At 37.7% G+C, this 16,024-nt stretch carries 18 protein-coding genes; 8 read left to right on the forward strand and 10 right to left on the reverse strand.

All coding sequences use genetic code 11. From position 1 onward, the window contains the following. Window positions 1-107 precede the first annotated feature (107 nt). Complete coding sequence (locus ABFX33_RS07165; RefSeq protein WP_346085183.1) at window positions 108-1,004, forward strand: hypothetical protein; 897 nt, start codon at window positions 108-110, stop codon at window positions 1,002-1,004. Window positions 1,005-1,149: 145 nt separating this feature from the next. Here ABFX33_RS07165 and ABFX33_RS07170 read toward each other — a convergent pair whose 3' ends face one another. From ABFX33_RS07170 to ABFX33_RS07190, 5 genes are all read right to left on the reverse strand, one after another. Then, entirely contained in the window at window positions 1,150-1,533 is a 384-nt protein-coding gene (locus ABFX33_RS07170; RefSeq protein ID WP_120258922.1) for a hypothetical protein, read from the reverse strand. A 129-nt stretch (window positions 1,534-1,662) separates the two neighbouring features. Further along, window positions 1,663-2,631, reverse strand: a complete 969-nt coding sequence (locus ABFX33_RS07175) for an ROK family protein (RefSeq protein WP_346085185.1) — start codon at window positions 2,629-2,631, stop codon at window positions 1,663-1,665. A 258-nt stretch (window positions 2,632-2,889) separates the two neighbouring features. Beyond that, window positions 2,890-3,630 carry an SDR family oxidoreductase gene (locus tag ABFX33_RS07180; protein WP_346085187.1) on the reverse strand — a complete coding sequence of 247 codons (741 nt, stop codon included), beginning with the start codon at window positions 3,628-3,630 and terminating at the stop codon, window positions 2,890-2,892. A 167-nt stretch (window positions 3,631-3,797) separates the two neighbouring features. Next, window positions 3,798-4,256 carry a hypothetical protein gene (locus ABFX33_RS07185; protein ID WP_346085189.1) on the reverse strand — a complete coding sequence of 153 codons (459 nt, stop codon included), beginning with the start codon at window positions 4,254-4,256 and terminating at the stop codon, window positions 3,798-3,800. Window positions 4,257-4,849: 593 nt separating this feature from the next. Next, a complete protein-coding gene (locus ABFX33_RS07190) occupies window positions 4,850-5,287 on the reverse strand; it encodes a GNAT family N-acetyltransferase (protein WP_257088167.1) in 438 nt (145 codons plus the stop codon). 213 nt (window positions 5,288-5,500) lie between these two features. Between ABFX33_RS07190 and ABFX33_RS07195 the strand changes: the two genes are divergently transcribed. Then, window positions 5,501-6,322: an SH3 domain-containing protein gene (locus ABFX33_RS07195; RefSeq protein WP_346085192.1), complete on the forward strand. Its 822-nt coding sequence runs from the start codon at window positions 5,501-5,503 to the stop codon at window positions 6,320-6,322. A gap of 32 nt (window positions 6,323-6,354) precedes the next feature. Then, entirely contained in the window at window positions 6,355-7,386 is a 1,032-nt protein-coding gene (locus ABFX33_RS07200) for a hypothetical protein (RefSeq protein ID WP_346085194.1), read from the forward strand. Window positions 7,387-7,467: 81 nt separating this feature from the next. On the opposite strand, the gene ABFX33_RS07205 is transcribed toward ABFX33_RS07200, so the two are convergent. Then, window positions 7,468-7,707, reverse strand: coding sequence for a helix-turn-helix domain-containing protein (locus ABFX33_RS07205; RefSeq protein ID WP_346085196.1), 240 nt, complete (start codon window positions 7,705-7,707; stop codon window positions 7,468-7,470). Window positions 7,708-7,719: 12 nt separating this feature from the next. Further along, a complete protein-coding gene (locus ABFX33_RS07210) occupies window positions 7,720-8,367 on the reverse strand; it encodes an AraC family transcriptional regulator (RefSeq protein ID WP_306429220.1) in 648 nt (215 codons plus the stop codon). A 338-nt stretch (window positions 8,368-8,705) separates the two neighbouring features. On the opposite strand from ABFX33_RS07210, the gene ABFX33_RS07215 reads away from it, so the two are divergent. From ABFX33_RS07215 to ABFX33_RS07235, 5 genes are all read left to right on the forward strand, one after another. Continuing rightward, window positions 8,706-9,755, forward strand: a complete 1,050-nt coding sequence (locus tag ABFX33_RS07215; RefSeq protein ID WP_257088163.1) for an alpha/beta hydrolase — start codon at window positions 8,706-8,708, stop codon at window positions 9,753-9,755. A gap of 24 nt (window positions 9,756-9,779) precedes the next feature. Further along, the gene (locus ABFX33_RS07220) at window positions 9,780-10,094 is read left to right on the forward strand and encodes a nuclear transport factor 2 family protein (RefSeq protein WP_346085197.1); all 315 of its coding nucleotides are present in this window, start codon (window positions 9,780-9,782) and stop codon (window positions 10,092-10,094) included. A gap of 60 nt (window positions 10,095-10,154) precedes the next feature. Further along, window positions 10,155-10,880 (forward strand): carboxymuconolactone decarboxylase family protein, encoded by a 726-nt coding sequence (locus tag ABFX33_RS07225; protein ID WP_346085198.1) that lies wholly within the window; start codon window positions 10,155-10,157, stop codon window positions 10,878-10,880. Between the two features lie 4 nt (window positions 10,881-10,884). After that, on the forward strand, window positions 10,885-11,394 hold the full coding sequence (locus tag ABFX33_RS07230) for a cupin domain-containing protein (RefSeq protein WP_346085199.1): 510 nt from the start codon (window positions 10,885-10,887) through the stop codon (window positions 11,392-11,394). Window positions 11,395-11,601: 207 nt separating this feature from the next. Then, entirely contained in the window at window positions 11,602-12,240 is a 639-nt protein-coding gene (locus ABFX33_RS07235; RefSeq protein ID WP_346085200.1) for a hypothetical protein, read from the forward strand. A gap of 543 nt (window positions 12,241-12,783) precedes the next feature. Here ABFX33_RS07235 and ABFX33_RS07240 read toward each other — a convergent pair. The 3 genes from ABFX33_RS07240 to ABFX33_RS07250 all read right to left on the reverse strand — a co-directional run bounded on the left by ABFX33_RS07240 (window position 12,784) and on the right by ABFX33_RS07250 (window position 15,973). Next, on the reverse strand, window positions 12,784-13,791 hold the full coding sequence (locus tag ABFX33_RS07240; protein WP_346085202.1) for a bestrophin family protein: 1,008 nt from the start codon (window positions 13,789-13,791) through the stop codon (window positions 12,784-12,786). Between the two features lie 254 nt (window positions 13,792-14,045). Next, the gene (locus ABFX33_RS07245; protein WP_346085203.1) at window positions 14,046-15,299 is read right to left on the reverse strand and encodes an outer membrane beta-barrel protein; all 1,254 of its coding nucleotides are present in this window, start codon (window positions 15,297-15,299) and stop codon (window positions 14,046-14,048) included. Beyond that, window positions 15,296-15,973: an RNA polymerase sigma factor gene (locus ABFX33_RS07250; protein WP_346085205.1), complete on the reverse strand. Its 678-nt coding sequence runs from the start codon at window positions 15,971-15,973 to the stop codon at window positions 15,296-15,298. The genes ABFX33_RS07245 and ABFX33_RS07250 overlap by 4 nt, the downstream gene beginning before the upstream one ends. Window positions 15,974-16,024: the final 51 nt, after the last annotated feature.

Genomic DNA, 16,024 nt, shown 5'->3' on the forward strand with positions numbered 1-16,024 from the left:
TAAGTTCTATTTCTTATTCAAATATGCTTTGATTAGAAAATATAAAAGTCCTACAACAGTCTCTTTATGTTGTAAATAAATCTTAAATTAGTCTTATACAAAGACGGATGAAAAAAGAAGATATCCTGCATCTTGAGAAATTAATGAATTTTCTGAGCATGCATTTTTTGAAGAAAAATCATTGGGAAGATGTCACAAAAACCGAATGGTCTTACATCGTTGCAGAGCTTAATGAATTAATTATCAAGGACAATACAGAAAAAAGCATCACCAAAGAACCTGAAATACTGGGTTCCAACTATCTTTATGAGCACCTGATAATCAACAAACTAAAGAAGTATTACCAGAATAAGACCACCATTCTAAGCAAACCTAATTTAGCAAAACTGAGCTTAATCGTCAGAGTTTTAGGCTATGCAAATTATATTGATTTTATTAATTCAAATACGGAAGCATTTAATTTTAATGATCTACGGATTAATATGAACAATGCAAAGCAGAACACATTGCTTTTGGATCGGTTGGTGGGATGCTGGTATTCCTATAACAGGAATCTTCCAGACAATATTCTACAGGCTAAAGAGGATCGGATATGGCGTTCCGCGATGGAGATCTACAAGTCTGAAACTTCTGATGAATATTTTATTGAACGAAGTGGTGGTGATCATCACAAATATTTTGGGAAGGTAACAGCATATTCAGACTTTGTCTTTATCATAATGAACAGCAATACATTTATTCGTCAGCGGCATTTTATTTCAAGAATAAAAGACATCAATGAAAAGCTTAAAAACCCAGAATATAAGCTCTTTGAATTGCATTTTATAAGTACCTGTATCAGCTTTAATCAGGAACCGATTGCGCTATTTGAGATATTTCAAAAAGCAGAAAGAAAGACCTTTATCTCCGATTCGATCAGCTTCCCCATTGACAGCGATGAAATTCCTCAATCTATTTTAAGGCAGCTTGAAGATACTGAGGCAAACAGAATAGATTACAGATAGGTATTAGGTGGGATGATATCCGGAAGGTAATACCTCAAATTGGTGTTCAGTATCTTTCAAAAAAAATCAGCATGGAATCTTCCATGCTGATTTTTTTCAATCGCTGTGCGTGTTAGCTCCACAGATTCAAAATTGTTGTTATAACTTAAGCTGACCAGTCGAAAGGTTTTGTACAGGGGTCGCACTCAAATTTTAATACCTTACCCAGGCTCTTTGCTTTTTTACCTTTTTTTACAAACACGTAAGCTAGGTCTAAATATTCTTCAACTTCCTTTCCACTTTCATCTCTACCTTTTAATATGACAGAATAATATTTTCCATCGCTATCTTTTTTAAAAAACACCTCGTTAACGGTAACTTTTTTCGGTGTTTCATTATCACAACAGCTGCACCACAAAACAACAACTGCTTCCTTCTTGAGATATCCAACAGCTTTCTCGGCCTGCGCCTGTGTTAGTGCCGAAAGTTGATCTGCTTTTGAAAAAAAAGCAGTGCAGAGCAATACAAAAAATAAAATGGTCTTTTTCATCTATTTAAATTTGTCTTTTAATTGTATAGAAACTTTTCAATTTTTTAAAGAATAAGTTAAGCAAATACTATGCCCTTTAATAGTAAAAACGCTGCCCCCTCTCCACAAATTAAATATGCATTATTATAATTACTTTTCCCAAACCAAAGCACTGGCTCCTAGAATGGCTGCATCTGCTTCCTCCAGTTCACTGAAAACCAGTTTCACCTTATTTCTAAATAAAGGAAAAAGATTTCTTTCCATGTGCAACTTTGCAGGTTTTAAAATAAAATCACCAGCTTTTATTACCCCACCAAACAGCAAAATAGCTTCTGGAGAGGAGAACATCACAAAATTTGCCAATGCTTCCCCCAGTTTCTGACCAGTATACCTAAAGACTTCAATGGCAATGGGGTCACCTTTTTCCGCACATTTATGAACAGTTTTGGAGTTGATGGCGTCTTCGGGATATTGATTCAGCATTGACTCCGGAAATTCAGCTCTCATTTTTTTCGCAGTAATTGTGATTCCCGTTGCAGACGCATAGGCTTCCAGACTTCCTTCAGAACCCGTGCTCCAATGCTTTCTTCCTCCAGGTTTGACGATCGTATGCCCCAGTTCTCCTGCAAATCCATCATGTCCATAAATAAGCTTCCCGCCAGCAACAATGCCGCTTCCAACACCTGTTCCTAAAGTGATCATAATAAAATCCTTCATTCCTCTTGCTGCACCAAAAAGCATTTCACCATAGGCTGCGGCATTTGCATCGTTGGTGATTGTACAGGGAATATTGAATTTGGCAGTCATTAAATCACTAAATCGAATCACGCCTTTCCAGGGAAGATTAGGGGCATGGTCTATTGTCCCAGTATAATAATTCGCATCGGGAGCACCAACTCCAATTCCATCAAAGTTCTCTTCACCACCAAACATTTCGATAAAAGGATGGGCTTTCTCATACAAAGCGTCTATAAACGCTTCAACATGTTCATAATCATTCGTTCTTATACTTCCTTTTTCAAGTACCTCACCCCGATGATTGACTACCCCAAATTTCGTATTGGTACCTCCGATATCTATGCCTAGCGCTACACGTTTTGATAAATCTATTAATGACATTACTATTCCTTGTTTCTAAGTTTTAAACTTAGAAAAGATAGTATTTTATAGTGAATTAAACAAGGGATTCGTGTACCAGTTTGGATACTGACGATGAAACAATCGAATACAATGATGGTCTGTTTAAACAGATATTACAATAACAGCCTGTCGATTGTCGATGCTAGTTCGATTATTTAAGATCATGAGCCTGGTTTTTAACGCGTCGAGTTCGACGCGTTAAAAACCAGGCTCATGTATAGATCGTGCTTTATGTCTCTAGTTCGTATTTTCAACATAATAAAGATCTGAAAAGATCTTTGCTAGCTTTGAAGGATCTTCTCGCCAGGTATTGTACATCCCTTGCCCCATCTCATCAGGCACAATATCAAGTTTACCCTTAGATACATATTCCAATATTTTTAAGGCTGTGCTATCCGGATCCGGCATATCCCAATCACTCCCTTTGTTCATATCCGTATCAATTGCTCCGGGATTGACCGCAAAAACAGCAATCTCCTCTCTCGCCAATTCGATTCTGACAGACTGTGTTGCTGAAAAGAGGGCTGCTTTTGAAGCAGCATATCCCGCAATAGATGGTAAGGGTGAATAAGCTGCAATCGAAACAATGTTGATCATTTTTGATGGCTTATTTTTTCTCAGAATAGGTGCAAACGCACGCATCATCTTTATTGTTCCAAAATAATTCACCTTCATATCGTTATCCATTCCCGACAGGTCGCCATCCAAAATATTTCCTGCACTTAAAACGCCCGCATTATTGATAAGGATTTCAGTATCCTGAGTGGCAGCTGCAATCGTTGCGATCTGCTGATCATCTGTTATATCCAAGGACAATGGTACGACACGGCTATCATCAAATAACGGCATTGTGCTCAAATTCCTACAGGTAGCATATATCTTTCCTGCCCCATTGTTTAGCAGCGCGTCTACAAGCGCCCTACCTATCCCTCTGTTGGCTCCCGTGATCAGGATGACCTTATCTTTAAAAATCTGCATATCGATTGATGTATTAGTTAATACAAATCTATCTGGATAGATAAAAAGATAAAATCCGAAACTTGCTACATTTGTTATTCTTCACTTTGAAGTCAATAAAAATTCCTCCAAAAAAATCGAGCATTAAAGATCACAGCACTGATTTTGGTCACCTGCGTTTTTTGATCCTATTTTTTTAAAGTCCAAACCTGCGTTTTTTTATCATATTGACCTGATTTATCATTTTGCTTCAAATCCGTTAGTTTATAATCTCTGCATGGATCAGCTTCATCAATTTTAGCTGTATAGTTTATTCTGTCTATTACACCGGGTTTGAGTTGTATATAGAACGTTCCATTTTCCATTTTTTCTAAATTAACGGCAATAAACTTTTGCCTTCTGTTTATTGTAAAAGAAAGGGAAATATGTTGGTCGTTTGGCGCTATTTTATATATTTTAATTCCTTCGGCAGGATAAAGCGGGTTGTCACTAAAAATTAAATCCTTTCCATTTTCATTTAGGTAATTAATGTTGCTTACCATTGGAATATAAATCTCGGCACAGTATACGTTATCGTCATTGCTTTTACAAGCTCCAACAGTAATAAAAACTAGGGATAGGAGGAATAATTTTAGATATTTTTTCATCTGTATAAATTTGTTTTTAGTTGTAATGAAGCTATCAGATTTATTCATAGAGTGTATGCTTTATGCGGCATTCATGAGCTCGCTTCACTCGGTTTGAATAAATCATGATGGTTTCATAATACATCTATTTGATTAGCATAATATCAAACGCCAGTTTCCATTGATTCGCTACAACATGAAGTAACAGATAGATACACCCCGTCAATAGCCCCTGCAATAAAGTTGAAGCTGTTGATTGAAAATTATTTGTGGCAATTACGTAATCTTAATATTTCTCTATATATTCAATATTTAAATAAACAGATGTTTATTTAACAAGATTAACTCCCTACCATTTAGAGGTCTGGGAAGTGGCTAAGCCTACCATTTTATCCGACATTTAACACAAAAAAATACAACAAAAAGTTAACTATGTTAAAAAGCTTACCTTCCAGGTCATTATTGGTTGTTTTGACAGTTTCACTCTCACCTCATTATAAAATGTATTCACTGATTCCATTCCAGTCTGAGAACTATCATGATAGGACACATATCTTCGGAGTTGAAGCTGGTTTAATCTTTAACATTCGCAAATAAAATAATAGCACTACAGTTTAGTAGCTTTTAGCTTCTAACCCCATGTGTAGGATAGGGTATTCTTTACCCTGTCCGTCCAATGCGGACCTTTCAAGAACTTTAAATCCGATATGCTTGTAGAAATCCACGGCTTGGATATTTTGCTCATTTACATCTACTTTAGCCACCTCCAGATGTTTTATTGCATGATAAATCAGTTGTTTACCAATTCCTCTACCACGAAAATCATTGTGAATAAATAACATTTCCAGGTTCTCTCCAGCAATTCCCATAAACGCAACTAATACGCCATTTTCCTCATAGCCCAACAGCACAACATGCTCAAAATAGGTTGGAATTTGCGCCTTATAATAATTAAAATCCTCCTCTTTCAGAAAATCATGTGTGTTCAACACAGCACTCTCCCATATTTGGATCAGATTTTGATAATCGCTCGTTTCAATTTTTCTAATCATACCTGTAAATTTTGAAGGGTAAAAAAAGCACCCCGCCCATTCATTGTAATTTAAAATAAAATTCTTTAGAATAAAATTACAATTATAGCTATATTTCATCTGTATAAATTTGTTTGTTCATTCGTCAATTTTCCCTTTAAGGCATTCATGCTGCCTTCGTCGGCTTCAATTGTGATGAAGTGATCAGATTGATTCATAAAATAAATTATCTCTATGGCAAGCCTCAAAACATTCATTCATAAAAAAACTTGGATTTTCAGTTTTTTAGCATTTGTTTTTAGCTTAAATGCATTTGCACAGCAAGTACCCAAAACCTATTATGCGACACTGTCTGAGGGAGTGAAACTTTATGAAAGTCCCAGCGAACAAGCAAATGTCCTAACGATCGTCACCTATGGTTCTAAAGTGACCTTCAATAATTCAGATGTAGATAAGCTGACCATGCTAGACAATTCAGTGGTCGTAAATGGAGCAAGAACTTATTGGATGAAAGTAACACATAATAATGTCAAGGGGTATGTTATAAAAGATAATTTGGCAACCATACAGCCACCGAAGGAGAATACGGATAAGCTTTCTGATTGGTTGAAACAATTCGCTCAACCCTTCGGCAATAAATGGGAAAGTGGCAAAATAGCTGAATCCTTGAGCGAAAGTGAACATGACAATTACATTTCAAGGCAAATATTTCAAAACGGAATACTTCTAACGGTGACCTCAGGTTATGACGTAAATTCCTCGGAGACTGTGCAGATACCAAATACCAATATATTCGCAGTTTATAACCTGATACAACATATCGGAAGTTTTAAATCGGTTTTTAAATTAAATACAGTACTGCGTGAAGGGACATCTAGTTTTAAAGATAGCGAAGGCAACGAATATAAATGGGAGGTCTTCTATCAGAAAGGAGAAGAAATTGAAGACAAAATCCTACAGTCAGTTGTAATAACCTGGAACAATGGAAATAACAATACACTCAAAATATCCACGCTTGGTAATGATATTGTTGTTTTTTATGAAACCACACTGTAAATTCTGTTACGATCCAGTATAATTTTTAAAATATGATAAACCTGAATTACAGTCTTTTTTCCCGTTTCATCGGTATCTTAGTATCCCTTGCTCCAATGACCGGAAGCGCTCAAGTACCATCTTTCTATCTGGTTACTCCGTTTGAGATCGAAGGTTATTTCACAAAGACAATATTCCCGTTTAACCCAACTTTTATGAAGGAAAATAGGGTAAAAAATGCAACCCTCAAAAGTCAGGAAAATGGAATTGCCAATCACTATGCATTTGATTCCAATGGTCTTTTGGCGAGCATAAGTATGACCCGATTCAATAAAGAAAAAATAGATACTGTTTTTTATACAGCATATCACTATAATACCAATGGTCTTGTCGCTAGAGAAGCGAGAATTGATTATCATAATGGCACCGTAAAAATAAAGCTGTATGGGTATGACGAAAAAAATCGAATTGACAATATCAGTATCTTTTCCTTGAACGCTCAAATGCCCAATAGAACACAAAATAATGATTGGATGGGCGAACCTGTTCCCGGTTTAGATCAAATCATTCTCAAAGGATCTTGGCCGGATGAAAATCTATTAAACAACATGATCAATGAAAATAAGTTTTCTTCCTGGCGATATCGTTATTTTACAGAGAATAAATTTGAGGCAGAGGAACGTACAGAATTCTTCGATTTTGTAAAAAATGGGGGTAGTCAAGATACCTGTCACCAAAAGATAACGTATTATTATCTAAATAATCAACCTATTGTTCAATTTCTCCATGCTGGTTGTGCTGCCAAGACCATACCCTCCGAACAATATGATTTTAAAGATGGACTTCTATTGGCAATAAATGAAACAAATGCCAGTATTGAGCCTAGAAATGAAAAATATACCTATGACAAAAACAAAAATCTGGTATTGATGGAAAATAGCTGGAATGGGCAAAAAGTCAGCGAGTTGATTATGACGTATAATAAAAAAGGCTTTCTAACGACAATACAACGAAAATCTGAAACAGCTAAAATGGCTCATTATTTTGAAGATCGCATCCTCGATCTGAGCTACTCCTTCTATTGAAAAATAACATCATATTAACCGGTTTCGTTGAAATATCCCTTCAAAAATCTTTAGATAGATATCACCACGAATTGGTCGACCTTAATTTAAATTTGCAGTTCTGTATTCCCCCGGAGTTTTTCCGATTGTCTTTTTGAAAAACCTATTAAAATGTTGTGGGTATTTGAATCCGAGTTCAAACGCTATCTCACCAATACTTTTTTCAGTATCAAATATTTTCTGTTTTGCAAGTTCGATCAATTTGAATTGAATAAATTCCTGTGGTGATTTGCCAGTTTCCTTCTTGATAAGATCGCCAAAATAGTTCGGAGAAAGATACAACTGTTCAGCACATTAAGATACTGTCGGAAAGCCATTCTCCTGAGGTTTTTCAGAATTAAAATAGTCGTCTAAAAGCGTCTCAAATTTTTCTAATATTCCTTTATTTACATTGTCGCGGGTGATAAACTGTCTATCATAAAAACGCTGACAATAATCGAGGAAGAGCTCAATATTGGAAACGATCAGCTTCTTGGTATGCTTGTCGATGTTATGTTTTAATTCAAGTTTGATTTTCTCCAGACAGTCAATGATGGTCTTCCTTTCCTGCTCTGATAAATGTAGCGCTTCACTGGCGGAATAGGCAAAATAAGAATAATTGCTAATGTCCTTGGCGAGCGAAGTCCCATATAAAAGCTCCGGATGGAAAACCAAAGCTGTACCCTGGGGTTGATAATATTCATTTCCATTCTCCCCGATCACCTGTCCCGGTGCGAGAAATATCAAAGTACCTTCCTCGTAATCGTAATTCTTCAGTCCATATCTCAAGTCTCCACATTTCACTTCTTTAAAGAATATGGTATAAAATTCATACCTAAGCTTCGACAACTTTCTTGGATCCGCTTTGCTCAAATCAACAATGCTAATCAAGGGATGCAACGTTTCATTATTATTGAAATTGTTGTATTCTTTGATTGTTTTAAAATTGATAATCTCTTCCATGGCAATTTCTTATTTATTCAAAATTACAAAACTGAAATCCAGTATTTTATTAAACAGGCTATCATCAGTAATAATGGTATCAATATAAGTAATCCATATACCATATTCCGCTGCTGTAAACCTGAGATTTGTATTGTGAGCACATTGTATCAGGATAAACAATTAAAAACTAAAAGTTTGGATAAGTAATATTGGTAGTAATACCTGTAATCCGTATACCCAAAAAGCAAGCCAACATGCTGAACTTTGCATAAACACTGAAAGCAGCGATGAAGGCACTAACGATAGATTGGTTTGTAAAAATTAAATAACAGGAAATAACTTTAAAATCACATCAAATGGAACAGATAAAATATATTATAGTAGCCATGTTTATGGCAACGGGCATGATCACAGAAGCCCAGAACAAGTCCAAAAACCCCTTTGGTCTTGTCTATGGGGATGCCATCAAGGAAAATATAAAGGGTGAAGTAAATATCCATCCCGTCAGCTACAAATTGAATGGAATCGATATCGCTGCCAACGTATATACTCCTGCGGATTACGATAGTTCAAAGAAATATCCGGCGGTTGTTGTCGCCCATCCTAACGGTGGTATCAAGGAGCAAACCGCGGGCCTATATGCACAGCGTTTGGCAGAAGCGGGGTACATTACCATTGCTGCCGATGCAGCTTATCAGGGTGCAAGTGGTGGCACTCCACGTCATACAGACAGACCCCAATTCCGTACCGAAGATATCCGTGGAATGGCAGACTTTATAAGTTTGTATGCTGGCGTAGATGCAAACAAAGTAGGTGCGTTGGGAATTTGCGGTGGTGGTGGTTATACACTTAAAGCAGCACAATCGGACAAGCGTCTAAAAGCCATAGCTACCCTGAGTATGTTCAATTCTGGTGAGGTAAGACGTAATGGTTTTCAGAATTCCCAGATAAATACCATTCAAGAGCGCCTAAAACAAGCTTCGGATGCCCGCGCGCAAGAAGCTGCCGGTGGAAAGATCAAGCTTTCGGGGCTCGCCAGCGTAACGGATGAAGAAATTGCCAAAACACCAACCGATCTCTATCGTGAAGGATTTGTCTATTACTACCGAACCCACGCTCATCCCAATTCAACCTTTCTCTATACAACAAGCAGTTTGATGGATCTCATGACATGGGATGCTACTGATCAGATCGAACTTATCGATCAACCGCTGCTCATGATCGCAGGAAGTAAAGCTGACACAAAATATATGAGCGACGAAGCTTTTCCAAAAGCAATCAATGCAAAAAACAAGGAGCTTTTTGTAATCGAAGGGGCCACACATATTGAAACCTACTGGAAACCGGAATATGTTGAAGAAGCTGTAGGAAAATTGACCAGCTTCTTTGGTGAAAATCTGAAATAAGGGATTTAAAACGAATCAAACAAGATGAAAAAATTAATATTCAATATGCTATTCATCGTCATGGGGCTACAGTTGTCCTTTGCACAGCAATCTTCTCCCGATCAGGAGATCATGGCGATATCCAAAGAAAAATGGCAATGGATGGCTGATAAAAACACCTCCGAATTAGATAAGCTCTTTCATGAAAAATCCATGTTCGTCCATATGGGTGGCTCCTGGGGGAAACAACGGGAACTCGATGTCATCAAAAGTGGCGGTATCTGGTATAAAAAAGCGGATGAAACAGAACGGTGTCTGGAAATTGGGCTCTTTGTCATTCACAAAGCTACTTGTCCCTGATAGCAGGTAATTGAAAAAGATCAATATTCCAGAACGCAGATTGTATAATCAAGAATAACAATGACTAGCAATAAATTAAACAACATACTACTTATCTTATTTGTATCCTTTTCCTCTATGTTGAAAGCGCAAACAAACCCAAAGAAAAGCTTATCTTTAAAAGAACAGCATATTGTGGCCATCGCCGCATCCACTGCAAAAGGAGATCTCGTTATGCTCAAAACAGAACTGGAAACAGGACTTGACGCCGGTTTGACGGTTAACCAGATCAAGGAGGTCATTGTGCATATCTATGCCTATGCTGGGTTTCCAAGAAGTATCCGCGGCCTACAAACATTCATGGTTGTACTGGACGAACGAAAAGCAAAAGGTATAACAGATCCACCCGGAGCCGAAGCTTCGTCTATTGATAATAGTGAAAGTAAATATGCACGTGGGCGGACAATACTGCAGCAACTAACGGGTGCCCCTGAAATGGGAACGAAAACTGGTTATGCCGCTTTTGCCCCTATTATAGAGGTTTTTCTGAAAGAACATCTATTTGCTGATATTTTTGAACGGGATATTTTGAGTTATACAGAACGGGAGCTGGTCACAATTTCGGTACTCGCAAGTATCGGTGGCGTCGAGCCCATGCTTCAATCCCATTTGAAAATATGTCTGAATGTCGGCCTGACTGCCGAACAATTGCAACAATTCGTTACGATCATAAAGTCAAAGATCGGGGAAGGTGAAGCAATTGTTGCTGGCAATGTACTGGACGAGGTGCTGAAGACAACAAAGTAAAACAATGAAACAGCTATTACAAATGAAACACTTAAAAATAATTACTCCACTGATATTCACCACCCTGCTTTCGGCATGTGGAAACAAGGTACAATCCATCAATACTGATATGAACAGAACTGAAAATCTGATTTTTGCCAAAGGGAAAAAAATCGAAAATGATAATTTCACGGGAACAGCCTGGCTTAACAGCCTGGTCGATGCGGATAATACCAACCAAAATGCTGTTGGAAGTGTAACCTTCGAACCTGGTGCACGAACAAAATGGCATTCTCACCCAGCAGGACAAATTATATTGGCTTTGGATGGGGTTGGATATTATCAGGAAAAGGGCAAGGAAAAGGTGATCGTAAGGAAAGGAGAAGTTGTGAAGTGTCCGATCAATGTCCCTCATTGGCATGGAGCGAGTGCGGATACAGCCTTTGTACAGATTGCGATAACTGGGCGGGAAAAAGGAGAAACAGTCTGGCTAGAGCCTGTAAGCGACGCGGAATACTACGGCGGGCAGAAATAAAGGTAGCCCTAATCCCTGTAACATACTTCGTATTAATGAGTCTTGACGATCCAATAAGCAGTAGCCGGTATTCTGGAGATCCCATTAGTCGAATTGTAAAAGGGATATCACGGATTGTAAATAGATAAGATTTAATTTTATAGTAGTCATTAATTTTAGTTTATAAAGGCTGATGCTATTTGTTCAGCTCGTTAAACCTTCGACAAAATGACAACAGCAAACAACGTTCAGGCAATTGCAGAAAAAGTTAAATCCTTTGCAATGGGATTTATTGGCGCATTTTTTTTGGTTCTTGGAGTCAGTTATTTTAATGAGCAATCATCGTATAGAATCCCAAGAATATTACTTCCTGTTTATGAATTTTTAGGAAATATAGGTTTAGCAATCGGTTTACTTATATTGGGAGGCATACTTTTATATTATGCTTACATCAAATTTAAAAAATACGGTGGCAGACCGCTTATCATGCTGATTGTTCTACCCCTGTTTACACTACTAGCTTTTGGTTTAAATACATTCTTCAACAATAATCAGGCTGGCAAAAAAGAGGACAATGCCCAAAATAGACAAGCGACAGAACAGGTAGGAAACGCAAATCGTCCCGAGTTAAACAATGAGAAAGCAGAAAAATATTTGGATAAGCTGGAAAACCTATTCGCTGAAATGACCAAGGCTAAAGAGCGTGCTGATGAAAATAGGTTTAAGCTCCTGGAGACACAGTTTTTAGATTTGGGTACTGAATTAGCCATTATTATCCCAGAAATGGCTAAAACAGATCAATATCCAAGCTTCATACAGTATAACGCTTATGTATCAAACAAGATCCATAAGATGCGAATGAACTAACAGACTCCTAGTATAGTGATTGAAACGAATAATGTTTCCAACAAAAGTTCTAACACTTTCAGTTTAAGATATACATTTTCCTATGCTCCCGACAAGGATGAGAGAAATGATAAATACAGCGATCTTACATTAAAATTAGAACCAGTGTAGGAAAATTAAAACCAGTGTACGATCTTTTTCGCTAGATAGGATTGAACGACAGATAGACCATGAATTGATCATTGATTAAAACAATACATAAACAAAACCTTCATGCTCTTGTAAGCACCAACAGCCATGAAAATCAACTGAAGGTCCTTTCTGACCAATAGAAAACAGACACTTTCGCAAAAAAAAGGTTTTCAAACGGGGAGAATGAAAACCTTTAAATAACCAATTATAAACCTAAATTATGATAGTACAAATATAAAGATCTAAAATCATAAAAACAAAAATATCTACCAAAATAGTAGATATTTTTTTCATTCTGTTTTCAATCCTTTACACGTATGCTGTTTTCGAGCTAAAAAGAACAAAGAGGCTACGACAGACAGAATAAACGGTTTACATTAAAATATTATTTTCAGCAACAATAGGTTGTGGTAGAGAAGTCTCATCCAACATATCACGCATATCAATTTCGATCATTCGGCTAATTTGTGTAATCGGTATATCATTGGCACTACCTTCAAATGGATTGACGGAGCTCTCTCCTATGGTATCCAAAACGTGAAATGCCCATGCTACGATTGTCGAAAACAAAACATTAAGCCAAATACTATATCCTTCCAGAAACGTCCCCTCCCCCAATTTATCATACTCCCGGAGCAAACCAAAAGGCAATAATAAAATAAACACAAACATCAGATAAGTCGTAACCGAAGCGAAATTGCGCGGATAAGGAAAGTTTTTGATACGCTCGGCTTTTCCCTGATCATCGATCAGCCTGATGATCCCCTGTTGCAGCTCCAACCATTGAAAATCATTGATATGCCCCTCTTTTTTCAGGGCTGCAACCTGTTCCGACTGTAATGCCAACAATTGGGTTGCCCTATTCTTTTTGGACAGAATATAAGTGAGTTCCTTTTCTTCCAGGTAGCTTCCCAACACCTCTTCCAACTTGCCATCCCATTCAGGAATACGATAATGTGTACGCAGAAATTCTTGATTGCTCTTACGACCGGTATTTTCCCAAATACGTGGTTCCCTAAGTTGGTATCGCAATGCGGTAAGCCAGGCAAAGTGCCGGTAGAACACTTGTTTTACAATCGGGCTCTGCTTTCCACCGGCCGTATCGCGTACCAAAAATGCGAAATTACGACTGTCGTTGATCACGCTGCCATAGATCTGCCTCGCTTCCCAAATACGCCCATAACTCGCATTATTTTTAAATCCGACAATGAAAGCCAAGCCAGTCCCCAACAGGGCAAGGGGCTGCCAGGGTAATGCAAGAAAATGCCAGCCAAAATAATATAAAGCGGTAGGGACTGTAGCTATTAAAAGTATCCACAAGGTATCGCGGAAAGTCCATTTGAAAAATTCCTGGGGACTGTATCTTCTTCCGGTATGCATAGTCTATTTGATCATATGTTCTCTTGAAAATACGAAATATTCTGCATTAATCAACTGTCATTCATTAAGATCCACTATCCTTCTACAGCATACTTTATTGCATACAGTTGTGCCCGAATCAAGCATGATGATGTATCCGTATAACAGTATAGACGATTGAAACAATCAATTGTCCCTCTCTTTTTCTTTCGTCCGACAGAATTATTCAGCTGTAAACATGATCAGCTCGATGCTTGACCGGTATACTGACTATATCACAAACTCAATCCCAGTGTAAACGCGACACCTTTTGATTGTAAGTCCACATTCCCATATCCTATTCCTGTTAGAGGTATCTTAACAAAAGGTTTTATGCCTATATTAATCTTGTTGCTGATTTTCTTTTCAACCGATATCGAAAAGTCTGCTACACCAAAAATATGCTGGTTTTCGCCATTAACCTCATAGCCTACACTTTTTTTATCGTCGTAACTGCTTTTGGCCCCATAGACTGCACCCTTTTTGTCTCCATAACTGGCTTCACCTTCATAGTCAAATGTATATTTTTCCTTCAGCATAAAATAACTGGACAGACCAGCACTGACATTAAACTTTACCTTTTTACTTTTCAATACCGTATAATTTGCTGTCAAAGGGACATCGATCACATCACATACGGCAGTGACCTGGCTAGGCAACTGTGTCAATTGAGGAGGATTCGACGGAGAATAAAAGCTGTATGCTGACTTATAATTCTTCTTGGCATAGACAGCGCCAACAGAAACACTCAACCCTTTAATTAGTGGGTAGGAATACGCCAAACCAACGTTCTGACTTAAGGAAGATTTACCGGCACCTTTTACACTCGTTAGATCAGGTCCCGCCAAAAGTGTTAACACAGACGGTTCTCTTTCTGGTGCACTGGACTCCTCAACTTGCTTTTGATTATACAACGCGGCTAACCGATCTCCTGTTGTTTCAACCGGATCTACGGATAAATTAAAACGGGATAGTTGCCCAGCTTTAAATTTCATTTTCGGAACTGTAAAATCGGTTTTCGTTTCAATCCGCCGTAGGATACCATGATTTGTTTCCGGGAGTGCTGCTATCGTATTATTTTGTGTCAGCTCTCCAGCAGTTTTTTCCCCCAGACTAAAATCAATACCTTCTTTCAACCCGGATTTTATATTTTCCGTTTTTCCCTGAGGGGTTATCCGTGAAAAATCATGCGGAATAATCCTATCCCCTACCTGCTGCTCAGATTTTTTTATAGCAGCAGATTGACCAGAATTATCCATTTTTTTGCTTTCTACCGGTACATCCTTATTCCAAATAAAAAAAAGAGCGAGAACTGCGGCAGCTACCATAGATAGTACTGTCAGGAAATACAATGCTGACTTTCTCTTATTTCGATCACTGTTCAATCGAGACTCCATCTCCTCCCAATGCGATTCATTAAAGTCAAAATTGGCTTCATCGAGACCTTTTCTAAAGATCTCATCAATCTTGTTCTTGTCCTTTTCCATCATGTATTCTCCCCAGTTTTACCTTTTGTCTCCTCTTGGCTTTTTACCATTTCAGCAAGTCGTCCGCGGGCTTTATGCAAATTGGATTTTGAAGTTCCAACTGCAATCCCCAGCATATCACTGATCTCTTCATGTCCATACCCATCAATCGCATAAAGATTAAACACTGTACGATAGGCCGGTGGAAGCCGATGTATCATCCCTAGCAAATCCTCGTAATTCAATTTTTGAGTTATCGTATCATTATCGGCAATAGCATGTTCAACCACAGCAATATCGACCAAGTAACCCTGTCTAATTTTCGCGCGATAGAAATCTATTGCCGTGTTTGTCATGATTTTTTTTATCCAGGTAGATAAAGGCTTCTGATAATCATATTTGATTATATTTTTAAATACTTTAAAAAATCCCTCGTTTAAAATACCTATTGCATCTTCTTTATTATCCGCATATCGTAAACATATACCCAGCGCCAGTGCATAATATGTGGTATAAAGATCTTTTTGAGATCTGCGGTCCTCATTTATGCATCCCTTAATAATATGGATAGATTTTTCGTCAACTTCTTTTATCGCCACTCGATATTGTTGCTTTTCTTTTGATAAATATAGTATAAAATGTAGTACGATGAGATAATAAGAAAGGTTGCCTGCAATGAAAAAAAACATTTTTTTCATTGCAGGCAACCTTTTCCAGAACATGGTCGTAATGGCTAGTATCAACAATTA

This window comes from Sphingobacterium ginsenosidimutans, from assembly GCF_039536865.1.
GTDB lineage: Bacteria > Bacteroidota > Bacteroidia > Sphingobacteriales > Sphingobacteriaceae > Sphingobacterium > Sphingobacterium detergens.

Excerpts from the sequence above, each read along its gene's own strand:
- ABFX33_RS07165 (WP_346085183.1), top strand. The coding sequence starts at position 108 with ATGAAAAAAGAAGATATCCTGCATCTTGAGAAATTAATGAATTTTCTG.
- ABFX33_RS07175 (WP_346085185.1), bottom strand. The coding sequence starts at position 2,631 with ATGTCATTAATAGATTTATCAAAACGTGTAGCGCTAGGCATAGATATC.
- ABFX33_RS07245 (WP_346085203.1), bottom strand. The coding sequence starts at position 15,299 with ATGATGGAAAAGGACAAGAACAAGATTGATGAGATCTTTAGAAAAGGT.
- ABFX33_RS07235 (WP_346085200.1), top strand. The coding sequence starts at position 11,602 with ATGACAACAGCAAACAACGTTCAGGCAATTGCAGAAAAAGTTAAATCC.
- ABFX33_RS07185 (WP_346085189.1), bottom strand. The coding sequence starts at position 4,256 with ATGAAAAAATATCTAAAATTATTCCTCCTATCCCTAGTTTTTATTACT.
- ABFX33_RS07240 (WP_346085202.1), bottom strand. The coding sequence starts at position 13,791 with ATGCATACCGGAAGAAGATACAGTCCCCAGGAATTTTTCAAATGGACT.
- ABFX33_RS07195 (WP_346085192.1), top strand. The coding sequence starts at position 5,501 with ATGGCAAGCCTCAAAACATTCATTCATAAAAAAACTTGGATTTTCAGT.
- ABFX33_RS07210 (WP_306429220.1), bottom strand. The coding sequence starts at position 8,367 with ATGGAAGAGATTATCAATTTTAAAACAATCAAAGAATACAACAATTTC.
- ABFX33_RS07190 (WP_257088167.1), bottom strand. The coding sequence starts at position 5,287 with ATGATTAGAAAAATTGAAACGAGCGATTATCAAAATCTGATCCAAATA.
- ABFX33_RS07170 (WP_120258922.1), bottom strand. The coding sequence starts at position 1,533 with ATGAAAAAGACCATTTTATTTTTTGTATTGCTCTGCACTGCTTTTTTT.
- ABFX33_RS07200 (WP_346085194.1), top strand. The coding sequence starts at position 6,355 with ATGATAAACCTGAATTACAGTCTTTTTTCCCGTTTCATCGGTATCTTA.
- ABFX33_RS07215 (WP_257088163.1), top strand. The coding sequence starts at position 8,706 with ATGGAACAGATAAAATATATTATAGTAGCCATGTTTATGGCAACGGGC.
- ABFX33_RS07250 (WP_346085205.1), bottom strand. The coding sequence starts at position 15,973 with ATGAAAAAAATGTTTTTTTTCATTGCAGGCAACCTTTCTTATTATCTC.
- ABFX33_RS07220 (WP_346085197.1), top strand. The coding sequence starts at position 9,780 with ATGAAAAAATTAATATTCAATATGCTATTCATCGTCATGGGGCTACAG.
- ABFX33_RS07180 (WP_346085187.1), bottom strand. The coding sequence starts at position 3,630 with ATGCAGATTTTTAAAGATAAGGTCATCCTGATCACGGGAGCCAACAGA.
- ABFX33_RS07225 (WP_346085198.1), top strand. The coding sequence starts at position 10,155 with ATGACTAGCAATAAATTAAACAACATACTACTTATCTTATTTGTATCC.
- ABFX33_RS07230 (WP_346085199.1), top strand. The coding sequence starts at position 10,885 with ATGAAACAGCTATTACAAATGAAACACTTAAAAATAATTACTCCACTG.